The organism is Collimonas sp. NPDC087041, assembly GCF_044745265.1.
Classification (GTDB): Bacteria; Pseudomonadota; Gammaproteobacteria; order Burkholderiales; family Burkholderiaceae_D; genus Collimonas.
In genome coordinates, this window is record NZ_JBIUZX010000002.1 from 36,758 (window position 1) to 54,810 (window position 18,053).

General features: G+C 58.7%; 14 protein-coding genes. 4 read left to right on the forward strand and 10 right to left on the reverse strand.

What is annotated here, in order from left to right; genetic code table 11:
• Positions 1 to 75: 75 nt before the first annotated feature.
• From ACIPF8_RS03215 to ACIPF8_RS03245, 7 genes are all read right to left on the reverse strand, one after another.
• The gene (locus tag ACIPF8_RS03215; protein WP_400417051.1) at positions 76 to 1,017 is read right to left on the reverse strand and encodes a Tim44 domain-containing protein; all 942 of its coding nucleotides are present in this window, start codon (positions 1,015 to 1,017) and stop codon (positions 76 to 78) included.
• A gap of 8 nt (positions 1,018 to 1,025) precedes the next feature.
• Positions 1,026 to 1,760, reverse strand: coding sequence for a bifunctional demethylmenaquinone methyltransferase/2-methoxy-6-polyprenyl-1,4-benzoquinol methylase UbiE (gene ubiE / locus ACIPF8_RS03220; RefSeq protein WP_061532217.1), 735 nt, complete (start codon positions 1,758 to 1,760; stop codon positions 1,026 to 1,028).
• 92 nt (positions 1,761 to 1,852) lie between these two features.
• Positions 1,853 to 3,241 (reverse strand): FAD-dependent oxidoreductase, encoded by a 1,389-nt coding sequence (locus ACIPF8_RS03225; protein ID WP_400417053.1) that lies wholly within the window; start codon positions 3,239 to 3,241, stop codon positions 1,853 to 1,855.
• A gap of 44 nt (positions 3,242 to 3,285) precedes the next feature.
• Complete coding sequence (locus ACIPF8_RS03230; RefSeq protein WP_400417055.1) at positions 3,286 to 3,837, reverse strand: phosphonate degradation HD-domain oxygenase; 552 nt, start codon at positions 3,835 to 3,837, stop codon at positions 3,286 to 3,288.
• A 13-nt stretch (positions 3,838 to 3,850) separates the two neighbouring features.
• Complete coding sequence (phnY, locus tag ACIPF8_RS03235) at positions 3,851 to 5,308, reverse strand: phosphonoacetaldehyde dehydrogenase (protein WP_400418150.1); 1,458 nt, start codon at positions 5,306 to 5,308, stop codon at positions 3,851 to 3,853.
• A gap of 45 nt (positions 5,309 to 5,353) precedes the next feature.
• Complete coding sequence (gene phnA, locus ACIPF8_RS03240; protein WP_400417057.1) at positions 5,354 to 6,580, reverse strand: phosphonoacetate hydrolase; 1,227 nt, start codon at positions 6,578 to 6,580, stop codon at positions 5,354 to 5,356.
• A gap of 60 nt (positions 6,581 to 6,640) precedes the next feature.
• Positions 6,641 to 7,348 carry a phosphonate utilization associated transcriptional regulator gene (locus tag ACIPF8_RS03245; protein ID WP_400417058.1) on the reverse strand — a complete coding sequence of 236 codons (708 nt, stop codon included), beginning with the start codon at positions 7,346 to 7,348 and terminating at the stop codon, positions 6,641 to 6,643.
• Between the two features lie 329 nt (positions 7,349 to 7,677).
• On the opposite strand from ACIPF8_RS03245, the gene ACIPF8_RS03250 reads away from it, so the two are divergent.
• From ACIPF8_RS03250 to ACIPF8_RS03265, 4 genes are read left to right on the forward strand one after another with little or no spacing between them, the layout of a single operon-like run.
• A complete protein-coding gene (locus ACIPF8_RS03250) occupies positions 7,678 to 8,703 on the forward strand; it encodes a putative 2-aminoethylphosphonate ABC transporter substrate-binding protein (protein ID WP_400418153.1) in 1,026 nt (341 codons plus the stop codon).
• Positions 8,704 to 8,738: 35 nt separating this feature from the next.
• Entirely contained in the window at positions 8,739 to 9,896 is a 1,158-nt protein-coding gene (locus tag ACIPF8_RS03255) for a putative 2-aminoethylphosphonate ABC transporter ATP-binding protein (protein WP_400417059.1), read from the forward strand.
• On the forward strand, positions 9,875 to 11,626 hold the full coding sequence (locus tag ACIPF8_RS03260) for a putative 2-aminoethylphosphonate ABC transporter permease subunit (RefSeq protein ID WP_400417061.1): 1,752 nt from the start codon (positions 9,875 to 9,877) through the stop codon (positions 11,624 to 11,626). The genes ACIPF8_RS03255 and ACIPF8_RS03260 overlap by 22 nt, the downstream gene beginning before the upstream one ends.
• A 59-nt stretch (positions 11,627 to 11,685) precedes the next feature.
• On the forward strand, positions 11,686 to 12,816 hold the full coding sequence (locus tag ACIPF8_RS03265) for a 2-aminoethylphosphonate--pyruvate transaminase (protein WP_400417063.1): 1,131 nt from the start codon (positions 11,686 to 11,688) through the stop codon (positions 12,814 to 12,816).
• 173 nt (positions 12,817 to 12,989) lie between these two features.
• Here the strand turns inward: ACIPF8_RS03265 and ACIPF8_RS03270 are convergent, their stop codons facing one another.
• The 3 genes from ACIPF8_RS03270 to ACIPF8_RS03280 are packed head-to-tail and all read right to left on the reverse strand — an operon-like array spanning position 12,990 to position 17,890.
• Positions 12,990 to 13,421: a gamma-butyrobetaine hydroxylase-like domain-containing protein gene (locus tag ACIPF8_RS03270; RefSeq protein ID WP_400417065.1), complete on the reverse strand. Its 432-nt coding sequence runs from the start codon at positions 13,419 to 13,421 to the stop codon at positions 12,990 to 12,992.
• A gap of 21 nt (positions 13,422 to 13,442) precedes the next feature.
• A complete protein-coding gene (locus tag ACIPF8_RS03275; RefSeq protein ID WP_400417067.1) occupies positions 13,443 to 13,871 on the reverse strand; it encodes an HIT family protein in 429 nt (142 codons plus the stop codon).
• A gap of 2 nt (positions 13,872 to 13,873) precedes the next feature.
• Positions 13,874 to 17,890, reverse strand: a complete 4,017-nt coding sequence (locus tag ACIPF8_RS03280) for a DUF3683 domain-containing protein (RefSeq protein ID WP_400417069.1) — start codon at positions 17,888 to 17,890, stop codon at positions 13,874 to 13,876.
• Between the last annotated feature and the right edge of the window lie 163 nt (positions 17,891 to 18,053).

An 18,053-nucleotide genomic window follows, 5' to 3' on the forward strand; every position in this document is an offset into this window, starting at 1 on the left:
GCGGTCCAAGTTTATCAGTTTGTCAGGCTGAGAGCCTATTTATGCTCCCTACTGCTGTCAGCCTGCCGAACGCAACTACGCAGCGACTTGCTGAATACCAGCCAACACCCAGCCGCCCTGCCCCGAGGTAGGTTTGGACAGGTTCCAGACTTCAGTGAACGGTTCGGCCGAAGCTTCCGGTACTTCCTTGATCAGGCCGGTAAATTTGACGCTGGCCAGGTAATCGCTGCCGATGGTTTCGATGCCCATCAATTCGCCGTCCAGTTGCACCACGTCGGTATTGTTTGGCGAGGCGCCGCGTTCCTGCAATTGCAGGCGCAGTTCACCGAACATTTCCGGCGTCGTGAATTCACGGATATCGTTGATGTCAGCCTTGTCCCACGCGGCTTGCAGGCGGATGAAGTATGTCTTGGCGCTGCGCACGAAGCCCGGCACGTCGAAATCAGCCGGGATGCCCCACGGTGCGCCGCCGCTTGCAGCGGCTGGTTCGCCTTGCAATGCCGCCGGCTGGAACGATGGCGCACTGTTGATGCGGGAACCGATTTCCGGTGTGAAGCCCGAAGAGTTGTTGTCAAAACTTGAGGTCGACGAGCTCGCGCCGGAATATGCGGCTGGCGCTGGCGTATTGCCGGCATTCCTGCGCATTACCATTCGCACAACAAAAATTACCGCAACGGCCAGCAGAGCCATCATCAGCAACGAACCGAACGCGCCGCCCATGCCGAAATGCGACATCAATGCGCCCAGGCCGAGACCCAGCAAGGCGCCGCCCAAAATACCCTTCCATGGGCTGGCTGGCTTAGGCGGAATCGATTGCGGCGTGGCGGCAGGTGTTGCCGGACGAGCTTGGTTGGTATTGCCGAAATTTTGCGTCGGCTGGCTTGGCGCCTGCCGTGAAATGCCGGACGATTGCTTGCCGAACGAACCGCCGCCACCCAGGCGACGCGCATCGGCGTTGGATATTGTCATCGACAAGGTAGCTGCCACCATCAGCAGCATCACCAGAAATCTCTTCATGCAACCTCCTACAGTTTGATACCGGTATGCAAGGCCGCCACACCGGCAGTTAAATTGAAATACTCGACGCGCTCCAGGCCGGCGTCCGTCATCATCTGCTTCAGGGTGTCCTGATCGGGATGCATGCGGATCGACTCGGCCAGGTAGCGGTAGCTTTCAGAATCATTGGCAATTTTCTTGCCGAGCCATGGCAATACGGAGAATGAATAAACGTCGTAAGGCTTCTTCAGCGGCTCCCAGACTTTCGAGAATTCCAGCACCAGCAGCTTGCCGCCCGGCTTCAGCACGCGCCGCATTTCCGCCAGCGCCAAGTCCTTGTGAGTCATGTTGCGCAAGCCGAACGCGACCGATACCCGGTCGAAATAGTTATCCGGAAACGGCAGTTTCTCCGCATCGCATAACAAAGTGGGGGTGGACAGGCCGTTATTCAAGAGACGGTCGCGGCCGACGCGCAGCATCGATTCGTTGATATCGGTCAGCCAGACTTCGCCGCTAGGGCCGGCGCGCTTGGCGAACGCCTTGGCCAGATCGCCGGTGCCACCTGCAATGTCGAGCACCTTGAAACCAGGGCGAATTGCCGCTTGGGCAATGGTGAAGGTTTTCCAGATGCGATGCAGGCCGGCCGACATCAGATCGTTCATGACATCGTATTTGCCGGCAACCGAGTGGAAAACTTCGGCGACTTTGTGGACTTTATCGTCCTCGGAGACGGTTTTATAACCGAAATGCGTGGTGTTGGTCATTGTTGGCAACCTTGTTGGGCAGACCTGCATTATACAAGTCCGGGACAGGGTTGCTTAACAAGCTACACGGTGTTTTTCGTGACGAGCGGTAACTAGGCTTTATCGGCCTTGCCGGCGGCATTGGCCAGTTTGCTCAGCATCTGGTCCAGCATCCACGGCTTGCGATCCTGATCTTCTGCCAACTCTTTACGGCGAATCGCATTGCGTACAACCAGGGAACCGATGTAACGCAACGGCTCCGGCGGGAAATGGCCGCGCGGGCCGGCGGCCAGCGGGCTGCGGCTCCAGGCATTGTCGAGGCCCAGCACCAGCGACGACAACAGTTGCCCGCCCATATAGCTCGGGCCGACGCCGTTGCCGGAGTAGCCGAAGCCGTAGAACACGTTCGGCATGTCGTTGAGCCGACCAAAGAACGGGAAGCCAGTCACCGAGCGGTCAGACGGGCCGTTCCAGCTGGCAGTGATCGGCACCTCGGCCAGCGCCGGGAAAAATTCGTGCAGGCTTTGCTTGAGTTGCTGCTCGTAAGGCGAACGCTGATCGAACACCGGCAGGATGCGGCCGCGCCAGGCGAAGGTATTGCCGCCCTTGCCCAACATCAGGCGGCCGTCTTCAGTGGTGCGGTAATAAAATACGAAAGTGCGTGAATCGAGCACCGAGACACCGTCGCTCAGGCCGATCTGTTGCAACAACTCAGGACACTTCTCGGTAATTATCATGTCGCTCGACACCACCGCCAGCGTGCGCTCGAACTGCGGAAAGCGGCTCGCCATCCAGGCATTGATCGCCAATACCATCTTGCCGACCTGCAGGCTGCCGGCCGGTGTGTGCAGTGTAACGGTCGAACCCGGCGTGAACGACAGCATCGGCGTGCGTTCGTAAATCCGGATGCCCATTTCAATTGCCACGCGGCGCAATCCGCGCACCAGCTTGCCGGGATGCACGGTGGCCGCCATCGGTGAAAACACGCCGGACAAATTGCGCATCGAACCGGAGCGGCGCTGTACTTCAGCGTCCGGCAATGCATGATAGGAACTGATGCCGCGCCGCTTCAATTCGTCCAGCACTGGATCCAGCACGCCCAGCTGCGCCTTGGTAGTCGCAGTGTACAAGGTGCCGTCCTGGCGGAACTCGGCGTTGATCCGATGCTTGCGGCAGAAATCGCCAATATGGTTGACCACCTCTTCCGAGGCCTTCACCAAGCGTACCGCTTCGTCTTCGCCAAACAACCTGCGCAACGTAAAGAATTTGGTCGACCAGGTCAGTAGGCAGCCACCGTTGCGGCCACTGGCGCCGGCGCCGCACAAATCGCTTTCGATGATGGCGATGTCCAGCGCCGGGTTCTGCTGCTTCAGCTGGATTGCCGTCCACAGTCCGGTGAAACCGCCACCGACGATACCGACATCGGCCTTCTGTTGGCCTTGCAATGCAGGAGCCAACTCACCGTCGGCGAACAGGGCGTCTTCCAGCCAGAATGGGCGCATGGGGTATCGATCCTTGAGAGTGAATGGCAAGCGGAAAATTGCAATCAGGCTGCGACCAATGCGCAGCCCGACATCAAGCCGGCGAAGTACGGCAACCCGGGTGTCGCCATCCCCTCGATCTTGGCCTGGTCGTCCCACTGGCGCAACCTGACGGCATCCGAGGCGTAAGGGCGGGCAATGAACTCCGCAGCATCGGCAGCGGAAAACACGCCGCCCTGCAATTCCAGGCTGCGTTTGGAGTCCTCGGACAAGCGCCCCCAATAAGCGGCATCGGTGGCGCACAGATAGCGCTTGGCGTCGACGTGCAGACGGATCGGCTCCAGCACTGCGGCGCTGAACAGGCCACGCAGGTAGGGTATCGCAAAATACTGATGGGTATCGTCGACGCCGCGCGCCGACGGCGTCTCGCCTTGCGGATTGAGCAAGTGACCAAGATCGTGCAGCAACGCCGCGCACACCAGTTCCGGCGCGGCGCCGGCCTGCTCGGCCAGGGTCGCCGATTGCAGCGCATGCTCCAGCTGATTGACCGGTTCGCCGCTATACATCTGATGGCCGCCTTGATCGAACAGATCGCAAATTTGCGCAATGGTCAACATGGTGAGCTTCCGATCAATTCCAGGGCAGTGAATAGGTTTTGGTGTTGCAGAAGCTCTTCATCGCTTCCTGCACACCTTCCTTGTAGCCCAGGCCGGAATCCTTGATGCCGCCGAACGGCGTCAGTTCCAGACGATAACCCGGGACTTCACGCACATTGACACTGCCGACCTGCAGGTCACGGATAAAGCGCGTGATGTAATCGAGGCGGTTGGTGCAGACCGATGACGACAAGCCGTAGGGAGTCGAGTTCGAGATACGGATCGCATCGGCGATATCGGTACAGCGGATCACCGGCGACACCGGGCCGAAAGTCTCTTCGGCCACCAGCTGGCAATCGGCCGGCACGTGGTCCAGCACGGTTGGCGAATACAGCGCGCCGTCGCGCAGATTGCCATACAGGAGCTTGGCGCCGCGCTGCTGGGCATCTTTTACCTTTGCTTCGAATGCGCTGGCGGAACGGGCGTCGATCACCGTGCCCATGTCGTTGTGCGGGTCGGTCGGATCGCCGTATTTGATCGCCTTGGTCTTGCTGAGCAACAGTTCGACGAACTCGTCCGCCACTGCCTGATGCACGATCATGCGTTTGATCGCGGTGCAGCGCTGGCCGGAATTCTTGTATGAGCCGGATACCGCCAATGTCGCCGCTTCTTCCAGGTCTGCATCTTCCATCACGATGATCGGATCGTTACCGCCCAGCTCCAGGATCTGCCGCTTGTACACGGCCTTGGCGGCGATGTATTTACCGATCGGCACGCCGCCGGTGAAAGTCACCAGGTCGACATCGGGATTGGTCAGCATCTCATCGGCGATTTCGGCAGGATCGCCGGTAACCACCGAGAACATTTCCGGCGGCAAGCCGGCTTCGTACAGGATATCGGCCAGCAACAACGCCGACAGCGGCGTCTTTTCCGTCGGCTTGAGCACCATCCGGTTATTCGTCGCAATCGATGGCGCCACCTTGTGGGCAACCTGGTTGAGCGGGTGATTAAATGGCGTGATCGCAGAAATTGCGCCGAGCAGCGGCTCCTTCAGCGTGTAGACCTTGCGCTGCTTGCCGTGCGGCGTCAGGTCGCAAGAAAACACCTGGCCGTCGTCGACCAGCGCCTGGTTGGCGGCGAACACGAACACATCGCAGGCGCGGCCGACTTCATACAGCGTGTCTTTCTTGCACAATCCGGCTTCGGCCGTGATCAAGTCGGAAATCGCATCGGCGTTGGCGCGCAACAGTTCGGCGGTGCGCAACATGATGCGCGAGCGTTCGTAGCGCGTCAGCGGCGAACGGAATGCGCGCGCTACCTGGAACGCATGACGGATATCGTCGACCGTGGCTTTCGGCACGGAGCCGATCAGCGCATTATTGAACGGATGGCGGATTTCTATGCGACGCTCATTGCCGATCAGCTTGCCGGCGATACGCATGTTTTGATGTAACGGCTCGCCCTGCTTCAGCTTGCCCAGTTCAGTCAGCATCGACATCATGTCTCCAGTTCGGTATGTGTCAGGATCAGAAAGCTGCTACGCGTTATTCAAAGCCAGGAAGAACACATCGAAATTGCGCAGCCGGTGATCGGCCGGAATTGCGCCCAGCTTGCGGTTGAACATCAGCGGCACACGTTGTTCGGATATGCCGCCGTGCGAGCGCAACGGCAGTTTCAGTTCGGTCAGGTCGTGCCGACTGGCGGCAGTACCGATCACGGTCAAACGTTCGCTGACCACCACCAGGTCGCCAATGCGATCCGGCGGCAGCTCGAAGCGTTGCGCGGCTTGCTCGCGCGTCAACACCAATTCGATGCCAGGAATGGTGCGAATCTGTTCGGCGATATCGGCGGCGTTTTGCGACGCACCCAGATACACGGTCGCATAGGAGCCGAGGGCGCCGTGGTGCACCACGTACGGATCGGTAATCGGCAAGATGACGCGGGTTTTCTCGACGCCGATCTTGGCATCCAGCACGTCCTGCAGATAAATCACATTGGGCTTGCCGGCGCTGTCGGTCTTGGCGTTCATGCCGTGGTCGGCGGTCAGGCCGATCACCGCACCGAGCGTGTCGAGTTGGGTCAGGTAGTGATCCATCATCGCGTAGAAGGCATTCGCGCCTGGTGTGCCGGGCGCATATTTATGCTGGATATAGTCGGTGGTGGACAGGTACATGATGTCCGGCCGCTGGCTGGCCAGCAATTTGACGCCGGCGGCAAACACGAACTCGGACAGGTCCGCGCTATACACTGACGGCAGCGGCATGCCGACCAATTCCAGCAGGTTGTCGATGCCGTTCTGCTCGACAGTGGCTTGATCTGCTTTCTCGGCTGAGAAGCAGATGCCACGCATTTTATGACCCAGCAAGCCGCGCAATTTGTCCTTGGCGGTGACCACCGCAACCTTGGCGCCGGCATCGGCGAAAGCAGCCAGGATGGTGCCGGCGCGCAGATACTTGGCGTCGTTCATCATGACTTCTTGCTTGGTTTCGAGATCGTAGAAATAGTTGCCGCAAATGCCGTGCACCGACGGCGGCACACCAGTCACGATCGACAGGTTGTTGGGATTGGTGAAGCTCGGCACCACGCAGTCTGCGCTGAGTACTGTTCCCTGCTCCACCATCTTCTTCAGGAACGGCGTAACGCCGGCCTGGATCGCCTGGTTGATGTATTCCTGTTCGCAGCCGTCGACGCAGACCACGACCACCGGTTGCTTGGTCCATTGATAGCTACGGCCATTGACGCTGAGGGTTTTGGTATTGGACATGAGGTAACTTTCGCTGTGATTTTGCTGGAATTTCTCTTTAACGCGGACGGCTGACTACAGTTATTGCGTGTTCTGTTCTTCCAAAAGCGCGCGCTGCGCCTGCGCCTTGTGCATGCGATTGCGCCCGGCGACCGCGTGTTCGCGCATGATGTCGCCAGCTGCCTGCGCATCGCCGGCGGCGATGGCGTCGACAATCTTGTGATGCTCGCCTGTCGAGGTCGGCATGCTGCCTTTTTGCGCCAACGCCGAGCGGCGGAACAGGCTGAGCTCGTTGACCAGGCGGCGATAGGTGTGCAGCAGCTTTTTGTTGGCTGTCAGCTCGACCAGCAAGTCATGGAAACTCAGGTTCAGTTTCAAGTAACCATCGACATCGCCCAGCGCGACCATCTCATCCATCCGTTCCAACAGGTTGCGCAGTTGCTGCACCTGTGCCGGTTTGATGGTGGCGGCCAGTTTGCGGCCGATCAGCTCGTCCAATGCGGCCCGCACCTCATAAATTTCATCCGCTTCCTCAACCGAGATCTGCCGGACAAAGACGCCGCAGTTTTTTTCCTGCTGCACCAGCCCCGCTTCTTCCAGCGCACGAAACGCCTCACGTACCGGGCCGCGCGACACGCCCAGCATTTCCGCCAGCGAGACTTCATTGAGCTTATCGCCGGCCAGCAGGTCGCCGGCCAGGATCATGCGCTCCAGCTCTTTCTGCACCAATGAGGGCAGCGAGTTTTTCTGGACCAGGGCGATGTTGTTCATGTTGCGGTTATTAGTCATGGCTAATCTTTTTTTCGAGTTGGTGATTGCACTTTAATTTAACAGCGTGTAGATTGTCAACAAAATACATAAGACATGATGCAATAAAAAAGCAACAGCACAACAACACGCACAAATGCTGCTCATAAGAAGCGACAGGTTTGAAATGTGGGTTTCGGTTTGGCAACATGCCGCCGGCTGCACGTCAGCCAATCCGGTATTGCCGACTGACGGTTGGACGGCTTGACTCCCCGTGGCAGCTTGCACGGGAAGACCTGCCGCTTGGTTGTTCAACATCTGAGGAGATGACAATGAAACAGCAATTTGCACGATTCCTGCGCGCCGGGGCAATGGCAAGCGTAGTCGCAGCAGTACTTGGCACGAGCTTTACCCTGGCAACATCCAGCAGCCACGCACAATCGAAGACCCAGTTACTGGTCTACACGGCGCTGGAAACCGATGCAATGAAGCTGTACAAGGACGGTTTCGAAAAAGCCAATCCCAACATCGAGATCCGTTGGGTGCGCGATTCGACCGGTGTCGTGACCGCCAAATTGCTGGCCGAAAAGAACAACCCGCAAGCCGATGTAGTGGTCGGCCTGGCCGCCACCAGCCTGGCGCTATTGGGCCAGGAAGGCATGTTGCTGCCGTATGAGCCGAAAGGGATGAAGGAATTGAACCCGGCTTATGTCGATAGCGCAAGGCCGCCGAACTGGGTTGGCATGGACGTCTGGGGCGCTACGATCTGTTTCAACACGACAGAAGCCAAGAAACTGAACTTGCCGACGCCGACCAGCTGGCAAGATCTCGCCAAACCGATCTATAAAGGCCAGATCGTCATGCCGCACCCGGCATCGAGCGGCACCGGCTATCTGGACGTGACCGCCTGGCTGCAGATGTTCGGCGAAACCAACGGCTGGAAATACATGGATGCCTTGCATCAGAACATCGCTCAATACACGCACTCCGGCTCCAAGCCTTGCACCATGGCCGGCACCGGCGAATTCCCGATTGGCATTTCATTCGAATTCCGTGGCCACCAGGTCAAACGCAGCGGCGCGCCGATTGAATTGATTTTCCCGAAAGAAGGCCTGGGCTGGGATATCGAAGCCAGCGGCATCATGAAAGGCACGAAGAACCTGGAAGCGGCAAAGAAACTGGTTGACTGGATGGCCAGCAAGGATGCCAACCAGATCAGTTCCAACTGGTGGGCAATCGTCGCCTATCCCGGCATCGCCAAGAAAGTCGAAGGGATTCCTGACAATTACGAAAAACTGCTGATCACGCAAAACGATTTCAACTGGTCGGCCAAGAATCGCGAACGGATCCTGGCCGAGTGGAGCACACGCTACAACGCCAAGGCGGAAAAGAAGTAAGCCGTAGCCATAGATCAGCCAGGAGAATCGCAATCATGTCACAGCAGAATCCTTGTCTTGCACCGTCGGATACGCCGCCGAATGCGCCCTACTTCAAGCCCTATCTGACGCTTGAAAACATCTCGAAATCGTTCGGCAATTTCCATGCGCTGCGCGACATCAACCTGAGCGTCGGAGAAGGCGAGTTCGTCTGTTTCCTGGGCCCGTCCGGCTGCGGCAAGACGACCCTGCTGCGCATCATTGCCGGCCTTGAAAGCCAGAACCAGGGCCGCATTACGCAAGCCGGCAAGGATATCTCCTGGCTGCCGCCGATCAGGCGCGACTACGGCATCGTGTTCCAGTCGTACGCGCTGTTTCCCAACCTGACCATCGCCGACAATGTCGCCTACGGCCTGGTCAACCGCGGCCAGAGCCGCAGCGCCACAGCGGCACGGGTGCAGGAACTGCTGGCGCTGGCCGGCTTGCCCGACAGCGGCAAGAAATTCCCGGGACAGCTATCGGGTGGCCAGCAGCAACGGATCGCACTGGTTCGCGCGCTGGCAACCTCGCCTGGCTTGCTGCTGCTGGATGAACCGCTGTCGGCGCTGGACGCGCTGGAGCGGGTGCGATTGCGCAGCGAAATCCGCCAGCTGCAGCAACGCCTGGGTGTGACCACCATCATGGTCACCCACGATCAGGAAGAAGCGCTGACCATGGCCGATCGCATCATCGTCATGAACCACGGCGTCATCGAACAATGTGGCAGCCCGCAGGATATCTACCTGCAACCTGGCTCGCCGTTCGTTGCGTCATTCGTCGGCAAGGTGAATATCCTGCGCGGCGTTTCTCTTGGCGACGGCCGCTTCCGGGTCGGCCTGATGGAGTTCCGTTGCGAAACCAAGGTCGACCATATCCCGGCCGGGCAACCGGTCAAGGTCTACCTGCGGCCGGAGGATTTTGTCGCCCGCGCGGTTGAACAGCGAACTCACAACCACACCATGGCGGAAGTCAAAAAAATAGAATTCCTGGGCGCATTCAGTTATCTGACCGTGGTTTTGGAAGGCATGGAACAGCAGCCGGTGGTGGCGTCAATGTCGCTCAATCTGTTGAAGGAACTGGGACTTGTCGTCGGCAGCAAGCTACGCTACGGATTGCTGCCGGAGCGCATCCGCGTCTACCGGGATCAGGAACAATGCCAGACGGTGGCGGCATGAGCAGGCCAGCCAGCGCCCTACCCATGATGCCGTCGTCGTCCGCGACGGTTTCTACAGGCAGCGGCCACCAGCAGAGCCATTGGCACGATCGCATTGCACACGGCCTGCTGCTGGTCGTATGCGCCGGGTTAGCGATATTCCTGCTGATGCCGGTGATGATGATCCTGATACACAGTGTACAAGACCGCGACGGCACGTTCGTCGGACTGCGCCAGTTCACCGAGTACATGTCGACGCCGGCGTTGCGGCAATCCGTGTTCAACACCCTGACCATCGCGATCTCTGTCACCGTACTGGTGATACCCGCCGCCTTCACCTTCGCCTATGCGCTAACGCGCAGCATGATGCCGCTCAAGCGCGTGTTCAGGACATTGTCGCTGATCCCGATCCTGGCGCCGTCATTGCTCGCGGCAATTTCATTCGTGCAGTGGTTCGGCACCCAGGGAGCGCTCAAAGGCCTGCTGGGCGGCGCCTCCATCTACGGTCCGATCGGCATCATCATCAGTGAATGCTATGCCGTATTCCCGCATGCCTTGATGATCCTGATTACTGCGTTGACACTGGCCGACGGCCGCTTGTACGAAGTGGCGGAATCGCTCGGCACCAGCCGCCTGCGGAAATTCTGGACCATCACCCTGCCCGGCGCCAAGTATGGCCTGATCAGCGCGGCACTGGTGGTGTTCACGTTCACGGTCAACGATTTCGGTGTACCGAAAGTCATCGGCGGTGATTACAACGTGCTGGCCATGGATGTTTACCAACAGGTGATCGGCCAGCAGAATTTCAACAAAGGCGCAGTGGTGAGCTTGCTGCTGCTGTTGCCGGCGCTGATGGCATTTGCCATCGACTTCACGATCCGGCGCAAACTTCAGTCACAACTATCGGCGCGCGCGGTGCCGTTTGTGCCGAAGCGGCATCGCATTTTCGACAGCCTGATGTTCTGTTATTGCAGCGTGGTGGCTCTGTTATTGCTGGCGGTGCTGGGCATGGCGGTGTACACCTCATTCATCAAGCTCTGGCCCTATAACCTGACACTCGTCCTGGATCATTATTATTTTGGACTGATCCAGGATGGCATCCTGGAGTCGTATTTCAATAGCCTGAAACTGGCAGCCTACGTGGTCTGCAGCGGTATCGTGCTGATTTTTGGCAGTGCTTACCTGGTTGAAAAAACCCGCGGCATGACTGCGGCACGTCCGATCATCCGATTGCTGGCGATGCTGCCGATGGGTGTGCCGGGGCTGGTGCTCGGGTTGGGCTACATCATGTTCTTCAATCACCCGGATAACCCGCTGAACTTCCTGTATCGCACCATGGCGATTCTGGTGCTGTCGACCGTGGTGCATTACTTCACCTCCAGTTTCCTGACCGCGGTCACTGCGTTGAAGGCCATCGACAATGAGTTCGAAGCGGTATCTGCATCACTCAAGGTGCCCTTCTACAAGACCTTCTTCCGGGTCACTGTGCCGGTGTGCCTGCCGGCGATCCTGGATATCGGCCGCTATCTGTTCATCAACGCGATGACCACCATCTCCGCCGTGGTGTTCCTGTATTCGCCGGACACCACGCTGGCTTCGGTGGCGCTGCTGAACCTGGAAGCCGAGGGCAAGATCGGCCCGGCGGCGGCGATGGGAACGCTGATCGTCCTGACCTCGACCATCGTCTGCCTGTTATATGCCGTGACCACCCGCGTACTGCTGAAAAAAGCACAAAGCTGGCGCCAAACCTGAACAAACCACAGATCAATTTCATCACTCAACTTACACCCGCACAGACCAAAGGAAATATCATGAGCCTGCATAGCCGCGATCCGATTCTTCTGACACCCGGTCCACTGACCACTTCCCTCGCCACCAAAAGCGCCATGCTGCAGGATTGGGGTTCCTGGGACGCCGCTTTCAACGCCATCACCGCCAAGGTGCGCAAGCAATTGCTGGACATCGCAAATGCCCACGAAAGCCACGTGTGCGTACCGATGCAAGGCAGCGGCACATTCTCGATCGAAGCCGCGATCAACACGCTGCTGCCGCGCAACGGCCACATGCTGGTGCTGATCAACGGCGCCTACGGCAAGCGCATGGCGAAGATTGTTGAAATGATGGGACGCCAGGTATCGGTGTTCGAAACCGCCGAGGACGTACCGACCACCGCCGCCGATGTCGAGCGCATCTTGAGCAACGACCGCAGCATCACCCACGTCGGCGTGATCCATTGCGAAACCAGCACCGGCATCCTCAATCCGTTGCAGGAAATCGCCGAAGTGGTGGCGCAGCACAAGAAGAGCCTGATCATCGACGCCATGAGTTCATTCGGCGCACTGGAAATCAATGCCGACAAGATTGCATTCGACGCGCTGATCGCCGCTAGCGGCAAATGTATCGAAGGCCCACCGGGGATGGGCTTTGTCATCGTGCGCAAGTCCGTACTGGAAAAATCCGCCGGCAACTCGCGCTCACTCTCGCTGGACCTGCACGACCAGTGGGCCTACATGGAAAAAACCACGCAATGGCGCTTCACGCCGCCGACGCATATCGTGGTTGCCTTCCATCAGGCGCTGAATCAATTTTTCGCGGAAGGCGGCCAACCGGCGCGGCTGGCGCGTTACACGGCGAACTATGACACCTTGATGGCCGGCATGCGCGATCTGGGATTGATTCAATTCCTGCCGGCCAAGATCCAGGCGCCGATCATTGTCACCATGCACGCGCCGAACAGCAGCAGCTACGAGTTCAAGGCTTTTTACAACCTGGTCCGCGATAAGGGTTTTATTCTCTACCCAGGCAAGCTGACCCAGGCCGAGACCTTCCGCGTCGGCTGCATCGGCGCCATCGGTCCGGACGAAATGCGGCAGGCGGTGCATGCGATCGGCGATGCGTTGCGGGAGATGGGGATCAAGACGCGCAACGCAGTCAACTCCTAGAGTGACCCGCGGTCTGGATGCTGTGGTTCAGCGTGGGCACCAGTGCCCACCCTACGCATCTTCCCTGCGAGCGCGAGAATTAAGCTCATTTTGGGAATGTAGGGTGGGCAGGTTTTTCTGCCCACGCGGAAATACTTGAGAAAGTACCGATTAACGAAAATGGATACGCCGTCTCAGGCGCAACCGTGCCCGCCAGCAGTCTTGGCGGTCATCGACAAATCGCGGCCAGCTTCACGGCCGTGGCCGGCAGCGTCCAGGCGTTGCAGGTAATCTTCCCACATCGCGGCCTCGTCGCGGCCCAGCTTGTACAGATAGGCCCAGGTATAAATGCCACTGACGTGGCCATCGGAAAAAATCGGCTTGACCGCGTAATTGCCGACCGGCTCTAGCCCGCTCATCTCAACCTTGCGCTTGCCGGTTTGCAGCACTTCCTGTCCGGGGCCATGGCCGCTTACCTCTGCCGACGGCGAATACACGCGCATCAGTTCAAACGGCAGCAGAAACACCGCGCCGTCATCGAAAGCGACTTCCAGCTTGCACGATTGTTTATGCACTACGAGCGACACCGGGACGGGTGCCGGCGCGGATTGTTTGGAACCGGTCATTGAGATTGCCTGATTAGATGATTAAAACTGCTCGGAAATGGCGGAGCGCAATGCGCCCAGCAAGGCCTGCCGTTGCTCAAGTGTGGATGGCGACGGCTGCCGTTGCGCCTCAGCCCATACCGGGCTGGGGAAATGCGCGTCGTCCGCATAACGTGGAATCACATGCCAGTGCAAGTGCGGCGTCATGTTGCCGAGGCTGGCCAGATTGATTTTTTCCGGCTGCATGACGGCGCGCACGACCGATTCGACCTTGCACACGGCGGCCATCAAGGTACTGCGATCGGCCACCGGCAGATCGGTCATTTCCTTGATGTGATCGTTCCAGATAACACGGCAAAAACCCGGATACGAGGCGTCGTCAACCAGCACCACACGGAATTTTTCGGCGCGATGGAGAACTTCTCCACCGTCGCCGCTACACAGTTCGCAATCGATGGAATGGTCAGCCATGGTTACACCAGGATCCGTTCGATGCCGCCGCTGTTGGCGCGCGTCACATAATCCGGCAACCAGTTCTCACCGAGGATATGACGCGCCATCTCGACCACGATGTAATCGGCAGTGGTGCCGGAGTCGTCGTTGTAGCGTGACAAACCCTGCAGGCAGGACGGGCAGGAAGTGAGGATCTTGACGTCGCCGACAAAGCCATCGGCGCGCAGTTTGTCCGCGCCCTTGTTCATCTCTTCTTCCTTGCGGAAACGCACCTGGGTCGACACATCCGGACGGCTCACGCCGAAAGTCCCGGACTCGCCGCAGCAACGCTCGTTCTTCTCGATCTTGGCGCCGTTGTCGGTGGTGATCAGTGCATTCACCGTCTTCATCGGATCCTGCAGTTTCATCGGGCTGTGGCAAGGATCGTGGTACATGTAACGGGTGCCGCTGACGCCTTCCAGTTTCAAGTTCTTTTCCAACAGGTATTCGTGGATGTCCATGATGCGGCAACCCGGGAATATCTTGTCGAACTGGTAGCCCTGCAACTGATCGTAGCAAGTGCCGCAGGAAACGATGACGGTCTTGATATCGAGATAGTTCAGGGTATTCGCCATGCGATGGAACAGCACGCGGTTGTCGGTGATGATCTTCTCGGCCTTGTCGAAATTGCCGGAACCGCGTTGCGGATAGCCGCAGCACAGGTAACCCGGCGGCAGCACCGTTTGCACGCCGACTTCCCACAGCATCGCCTGCGTCGCCAAACCGACCTGCGAGAACAAGCGCTCCGAACCGCAGCCCGGGAAGTAAAACACTGCTTCGGTATCGGCAGTGGTGTTCTTCGGATTGCGGATGATCGGCACGATCTTGTCGTCTTCGATATCCAGCAATGCGCGCGCAGTTTTCTTCGGCAGGTTGCCCGGCATCTTCTTGTTGATGAAGTGGATCACCTGCTCTTTGATCGGCGCCTTGCCGACTGTCGCCGGCGGTTTCTTGGTTTGCTTCTTGGCGAATTTCTTCAGTATGTCGTTGCCCAGGCGTTGCGCCTTGAAACCCCAATCGGTCATGACCTTGCGGGTCATGTTGATGGTGGCCGGATCGGTCGCATTCAGGAAGAACATGGCTGCGGTAGTGCCGGGATTGAACGATTTCTTGTTCATCTTGCGTAGCAGATTGCGCATGTTCATCGAGACGTCGCCGAAATCGATATCGACCGGGCATGGCGTCACGCATTTGTGGCAGACCGTGCAATGGTCGGCCACATCTTCAAATTCTTCCCAATGCTTGATCGAGATACCGCGCCGGGTCTGCTCTTCATACAGGAAGGCTTCGACCAGCAGCGAGGTAGCCAGAATCTTGTTGCGCGGCGAGTACAACAGGTTGGCGCGCGGCACGTGGGTAGCGCACACCGGTTTGCATTTGCCGCAACGCAGGCAGTCCTTGACGCTGTTGGCGATGGCGCCGATATCGCTCTGCTGCATGATCAGCGATTCGTGTCCCATCAGGCCGAACGACGGCGTATAAGCATTGCTCAAGTCGGCTTCGAAGCCCGGCAGGTTCAGCAACTTGCCCTTGTTGAAACGGCCTTCCGGATCGACACGCAGCTTGTAGCTGCGGAAATCCTTGATTTCATCTTCGGTCAGGAATTCCAGTTTGGTGATGCCGATCCCATGCTCGCCCGAAATCACGCCGTCCAGCGAACGCGCCAGGGTCATGATGCGCGCCACGGCGGCGTGCGCATCTTGTAGCATTTCATAGTGATCGGAATTGACCGGCAAGTTGGTGTGGACGTTGCCGTCGCCGGCGTGCATGTGCAAGGCGACGAACACGCGGCCACGCAACACGCGCTTGTGGATCGCGCTACATTCGTCGAGGATCAGCTTGAACGAAGCACCGTTGAAAATCTGGCGCAGCAGCGCCCGTACTTCCTGTTTCCAGGAGACGCGGATGGTGCGGTCCTGCACCACATCGAACACGGTTGCATCGGGTTGCTGCAACAGGCGCTGGTCGAAAACCAAGTCGAGTTTTTCCAGGCCCAATGCGGACAACTGCGGCTTGGCGTCGCGCAGCGGCATGTCCAGATGCGCCAGCAGATAAGTCCAGCGCGCCTGCACGTTGTCGAGCAATTGCTCGGCCTGGTGCACGCGGTCTTCCAGGATTTCAGTAGCGGGAATATCGTCGCCGTCGGCGTCGTCGCCCTTGCCCAGCGGCAGATTACCCTTGAGTAGAAACGCGCGCAATTCATCCAGCAGTTGCAGCTTGTTCTTGGCCGACAGTTCGATATTGATGCGCTCGATGCCGTCGGTGTATTCGCCCATACGGTTGAGCGGGATCACCACGTCTTCGTTGATCTTGAAGGCGTTGGTATGCTTGGCGATGGCGGCGGTGCGGGCGCGGTCCAGCCAGAATTTCTTGCGTGCTTCCGGGCTGACTGCGACGAAACCTTCGCCGACGCGATTGTTAGCCATGCGCACCACTTCCGAGGCTGCTTGCGCTACTGCGTTTTCGTCGTCGCCGACGATGTCGCCGAACAAGGCCATCTTCGGCAGCACGCCGCGCTTGGATTTGGTGGTGTAGCCAACCGCGCGCAGATAGCGCTCGTCCAGATGCTCCAGGCCGGCCAGGATGGCGCCGCCCTTTTTGGTTTCAGCGTCGAGGAAATCCTTGATCTCGACGATCGATGGAATCGCATCGCGCGCCTGGCCGAAGAATTCCAGGCAGACGGTGCGCGTGTGCTTCGGCATCTTGTGCAGAATCCAGCGTCCGGAAGTAATCAGGCCGTCGCAACCTTCTTTCTGAATCCCCGGCAAACCCGCCAGGAATTTGTCGGTGACGTCCTTGCCCAGGCCCTCCTTGCGGAATACGCGGCCGGCGATTTCCAGGATTTCGGTCTTGAACGGCTTTTCGCTTGGCCGTCCCTTTTCAGCCGGGTGACGCCATTCCAGCTGGAAGCGCGCCAGCGGTGTGTCATGAATCTTGCCGAGGTTGTGATCCAGACGGGTAACGTCGAGCCAGTCGCCGTTCGGATCAACCATGCGCCAGCTGGCCAGGTTATCCAGCGCGGTGCCCCACAGTACGGCTTTCTTGCCGCCGGCGTTCATGGCGATATTGCCGCCGACGCAGGACGCTTCAGCCGAAGTCGGATCGACCGCGAACACGAAGCCGGCTTTTTCAGCGGCATCGGAAACGCGCTTGGTGACTACGCCGGCGCCGGAGTAGATGGTTGCATATTCTTTATCCAGGCCTGGCAGCACAGCCATCTCGACCGCGCCCAACTGCTCCAGCTTCTCGGTGTTGATCACGGCCGACAACGGCGTCAGCGGAATCGCGCCGCCGGTATAACCGGTGCCGCCGCCGCGCGGAATGATGGTCAGGCCGAGTTCGATACAGCCCTTGACCAGGCCGGCCATCTCGTCTTCGCCGTCCGGGGTCAGCACCACGAACGGATACTCGACGCGCCAGTCGGTGGCGTCGGTCACATGCGAGACGCGCGACAGGCCGTCGAACTTGATGTTGTCCTTGGCGGTGTAGCGGCCGAGGATCTTGTTGGCGCGCTTGCGCAGGTCGTAGGTCTTGCGGAATTCATCGGCGAAGGAGGCGATCGCCTTGCGTGCCGCAGCCAGCAATTTTTCGACATTCTCGCTGCGCTTTTTGGCTTCTTCATCGCTGACGACATCGCCGCCGTCGGCCTGATCGGTAACGATGCGACGCTTGTCGACTTCGCTGAGGCGATGATGCAACGCATCAATCAACGCCTGGCGACGCTTCGGATTGTCCAGCATGTCGTCTTGCAGATACGGATTGCGGCGCACCACCCAGATATCGCCCAGCACCTCGTACAGCATGCGGGCGGAACGGCCGGTCTGGCGCTTGCCGCGCAGCTCGTCCAACAGGCGCCACGACTCTTCACCGAGCAGGCGGATCACGATTTCCCGATCGGAAAACGAAGTGTAGTTGTAGGGAATTTCGCGCAAACGCGTAGGGGTGGCGCCGTGCGGCGCGTCTGACAATAATGCCTGGATTTTTACGGGGGCGTTCATTGGTCTATTGGAGTGATGACTGCTAGGCTGCTGCGTGGCTATTGCCGCTGAATCAGCATTTTAGCTTATCAAGCCATTTCACGATGGCGAGATGCCAAATTTGTGCAGTGCAAGACATGAGACGGGTGATAGTCAAACCCAATTAAATTAATAAAAACAATCA

What these genes read in the sequence shown, in the direction of transcription:
- ACIPF8_RS03265 (WP_400417063.1), top strand. Translation starts at nt 11,686, where the DNA reads ATGAGCCTGCATAGCCGCGATCCGATTCTTCTGACACCCGGTCCACTG.
- ACIPF8_RS03245 (WP_400417058.1), bottom strand. Translation starts at nt 7,348, where the DNA reads ATGACTAATAACCGCAACATGAACAACATCGCCCTGGTCCAGAAAAAC.
- ACIPF8_RS03255 (WP_400417059.1), top strand. Translation starts at nt 8,739, where the DNA reads ATGTCACAGCAGAATCCTTGTCTTGCACCGTCGGATACGCCGCCGAAT.
- ACIPF8_RS03250 (WP_400418153.1), top strand. Translation starts at nt 7,678, where the DNA reads ATGGCAAGCGTAGTCGCAGCAGTACTTGGCACGAGCTTTACCCTGGCA.
- ACIPF8_RS03215 (WP_400417051.1), bottom strand. Translation starts at nt 1,017, where the DNA reads ATGAAGAGATTTCTGGTGATGCTGCTGATGGTGGCAGCTACCTTGTCG.
- phnA (WP_400417057.1), bottom strand. Translation starts at nt 6,580, where the DNA reads ATGTCCAATACCAAAACCCTCAGCGTCAATGGCCGTAGCTATCAATGG.
- ubiE (WP_061532217.1), bottom strand. Translation starts at nt 1,760, where the DNA reads ATGACCAACACCACGCATTTCGGTTATAAAACCGTCTCCGAGGACGAT.
- ACIPF8_RS03225 (WP_400417053.1), bottom strand. Translation starts at nt 3,241, where the DNA reads ATGCGCCCATTCTGGCTGGAAGACGCCCTGTTCGCCGACGGTGAGTTG.
- ACIPF8_RS03260 (WP_400417061.1), top strand. Translation starts at nt 9,875, where the DNA reads ATGCCAGACGGTGGCGGCATGAGCAGGCCAGCCAGCGCCCTACCCATG.
- ACIPF8_RS03270 (WP_400417065.1), bottom strand. Translation starts at nt 13,421, where the DNA reads ATGACCGGTTCCAAACAATCCGCGCCGGCACCCGTCCCGGTGTCGCTC.
- ACIPF8_RS03230 (WP_400417055.1), bottom strand. Translation starts at nt 3,837, where the DNA reads ATGTTGACCATTGCGCAAATTTGCGATCTGTTCGATCAAGGCGGCCAT.
- phnY (WP_400418150.1), bottom strand. Translation starts at nt 5,308, where the DNA reads ATGCTGACTGAACTGGGCAAGCTGAAGCAGGGCGAGCCGTTACATCAA.
- ACIPF8_RS03275 (WP_400417067.1), bottom strand. Translation starts at nt 13,871, where the DNA reads ATGGCTGACCATTCCATCGATTGCGAACTGTGTAGCGGCGACGGTGGA.
- ACIPF8_RS03280 (WP_400417069.1), bottom strand. Translation starts at nt 17,890, where the DNA reads ATGAACGCCCCCGTAAAAATCCAGGCATTATTGTCAGACGCGCCGCAC.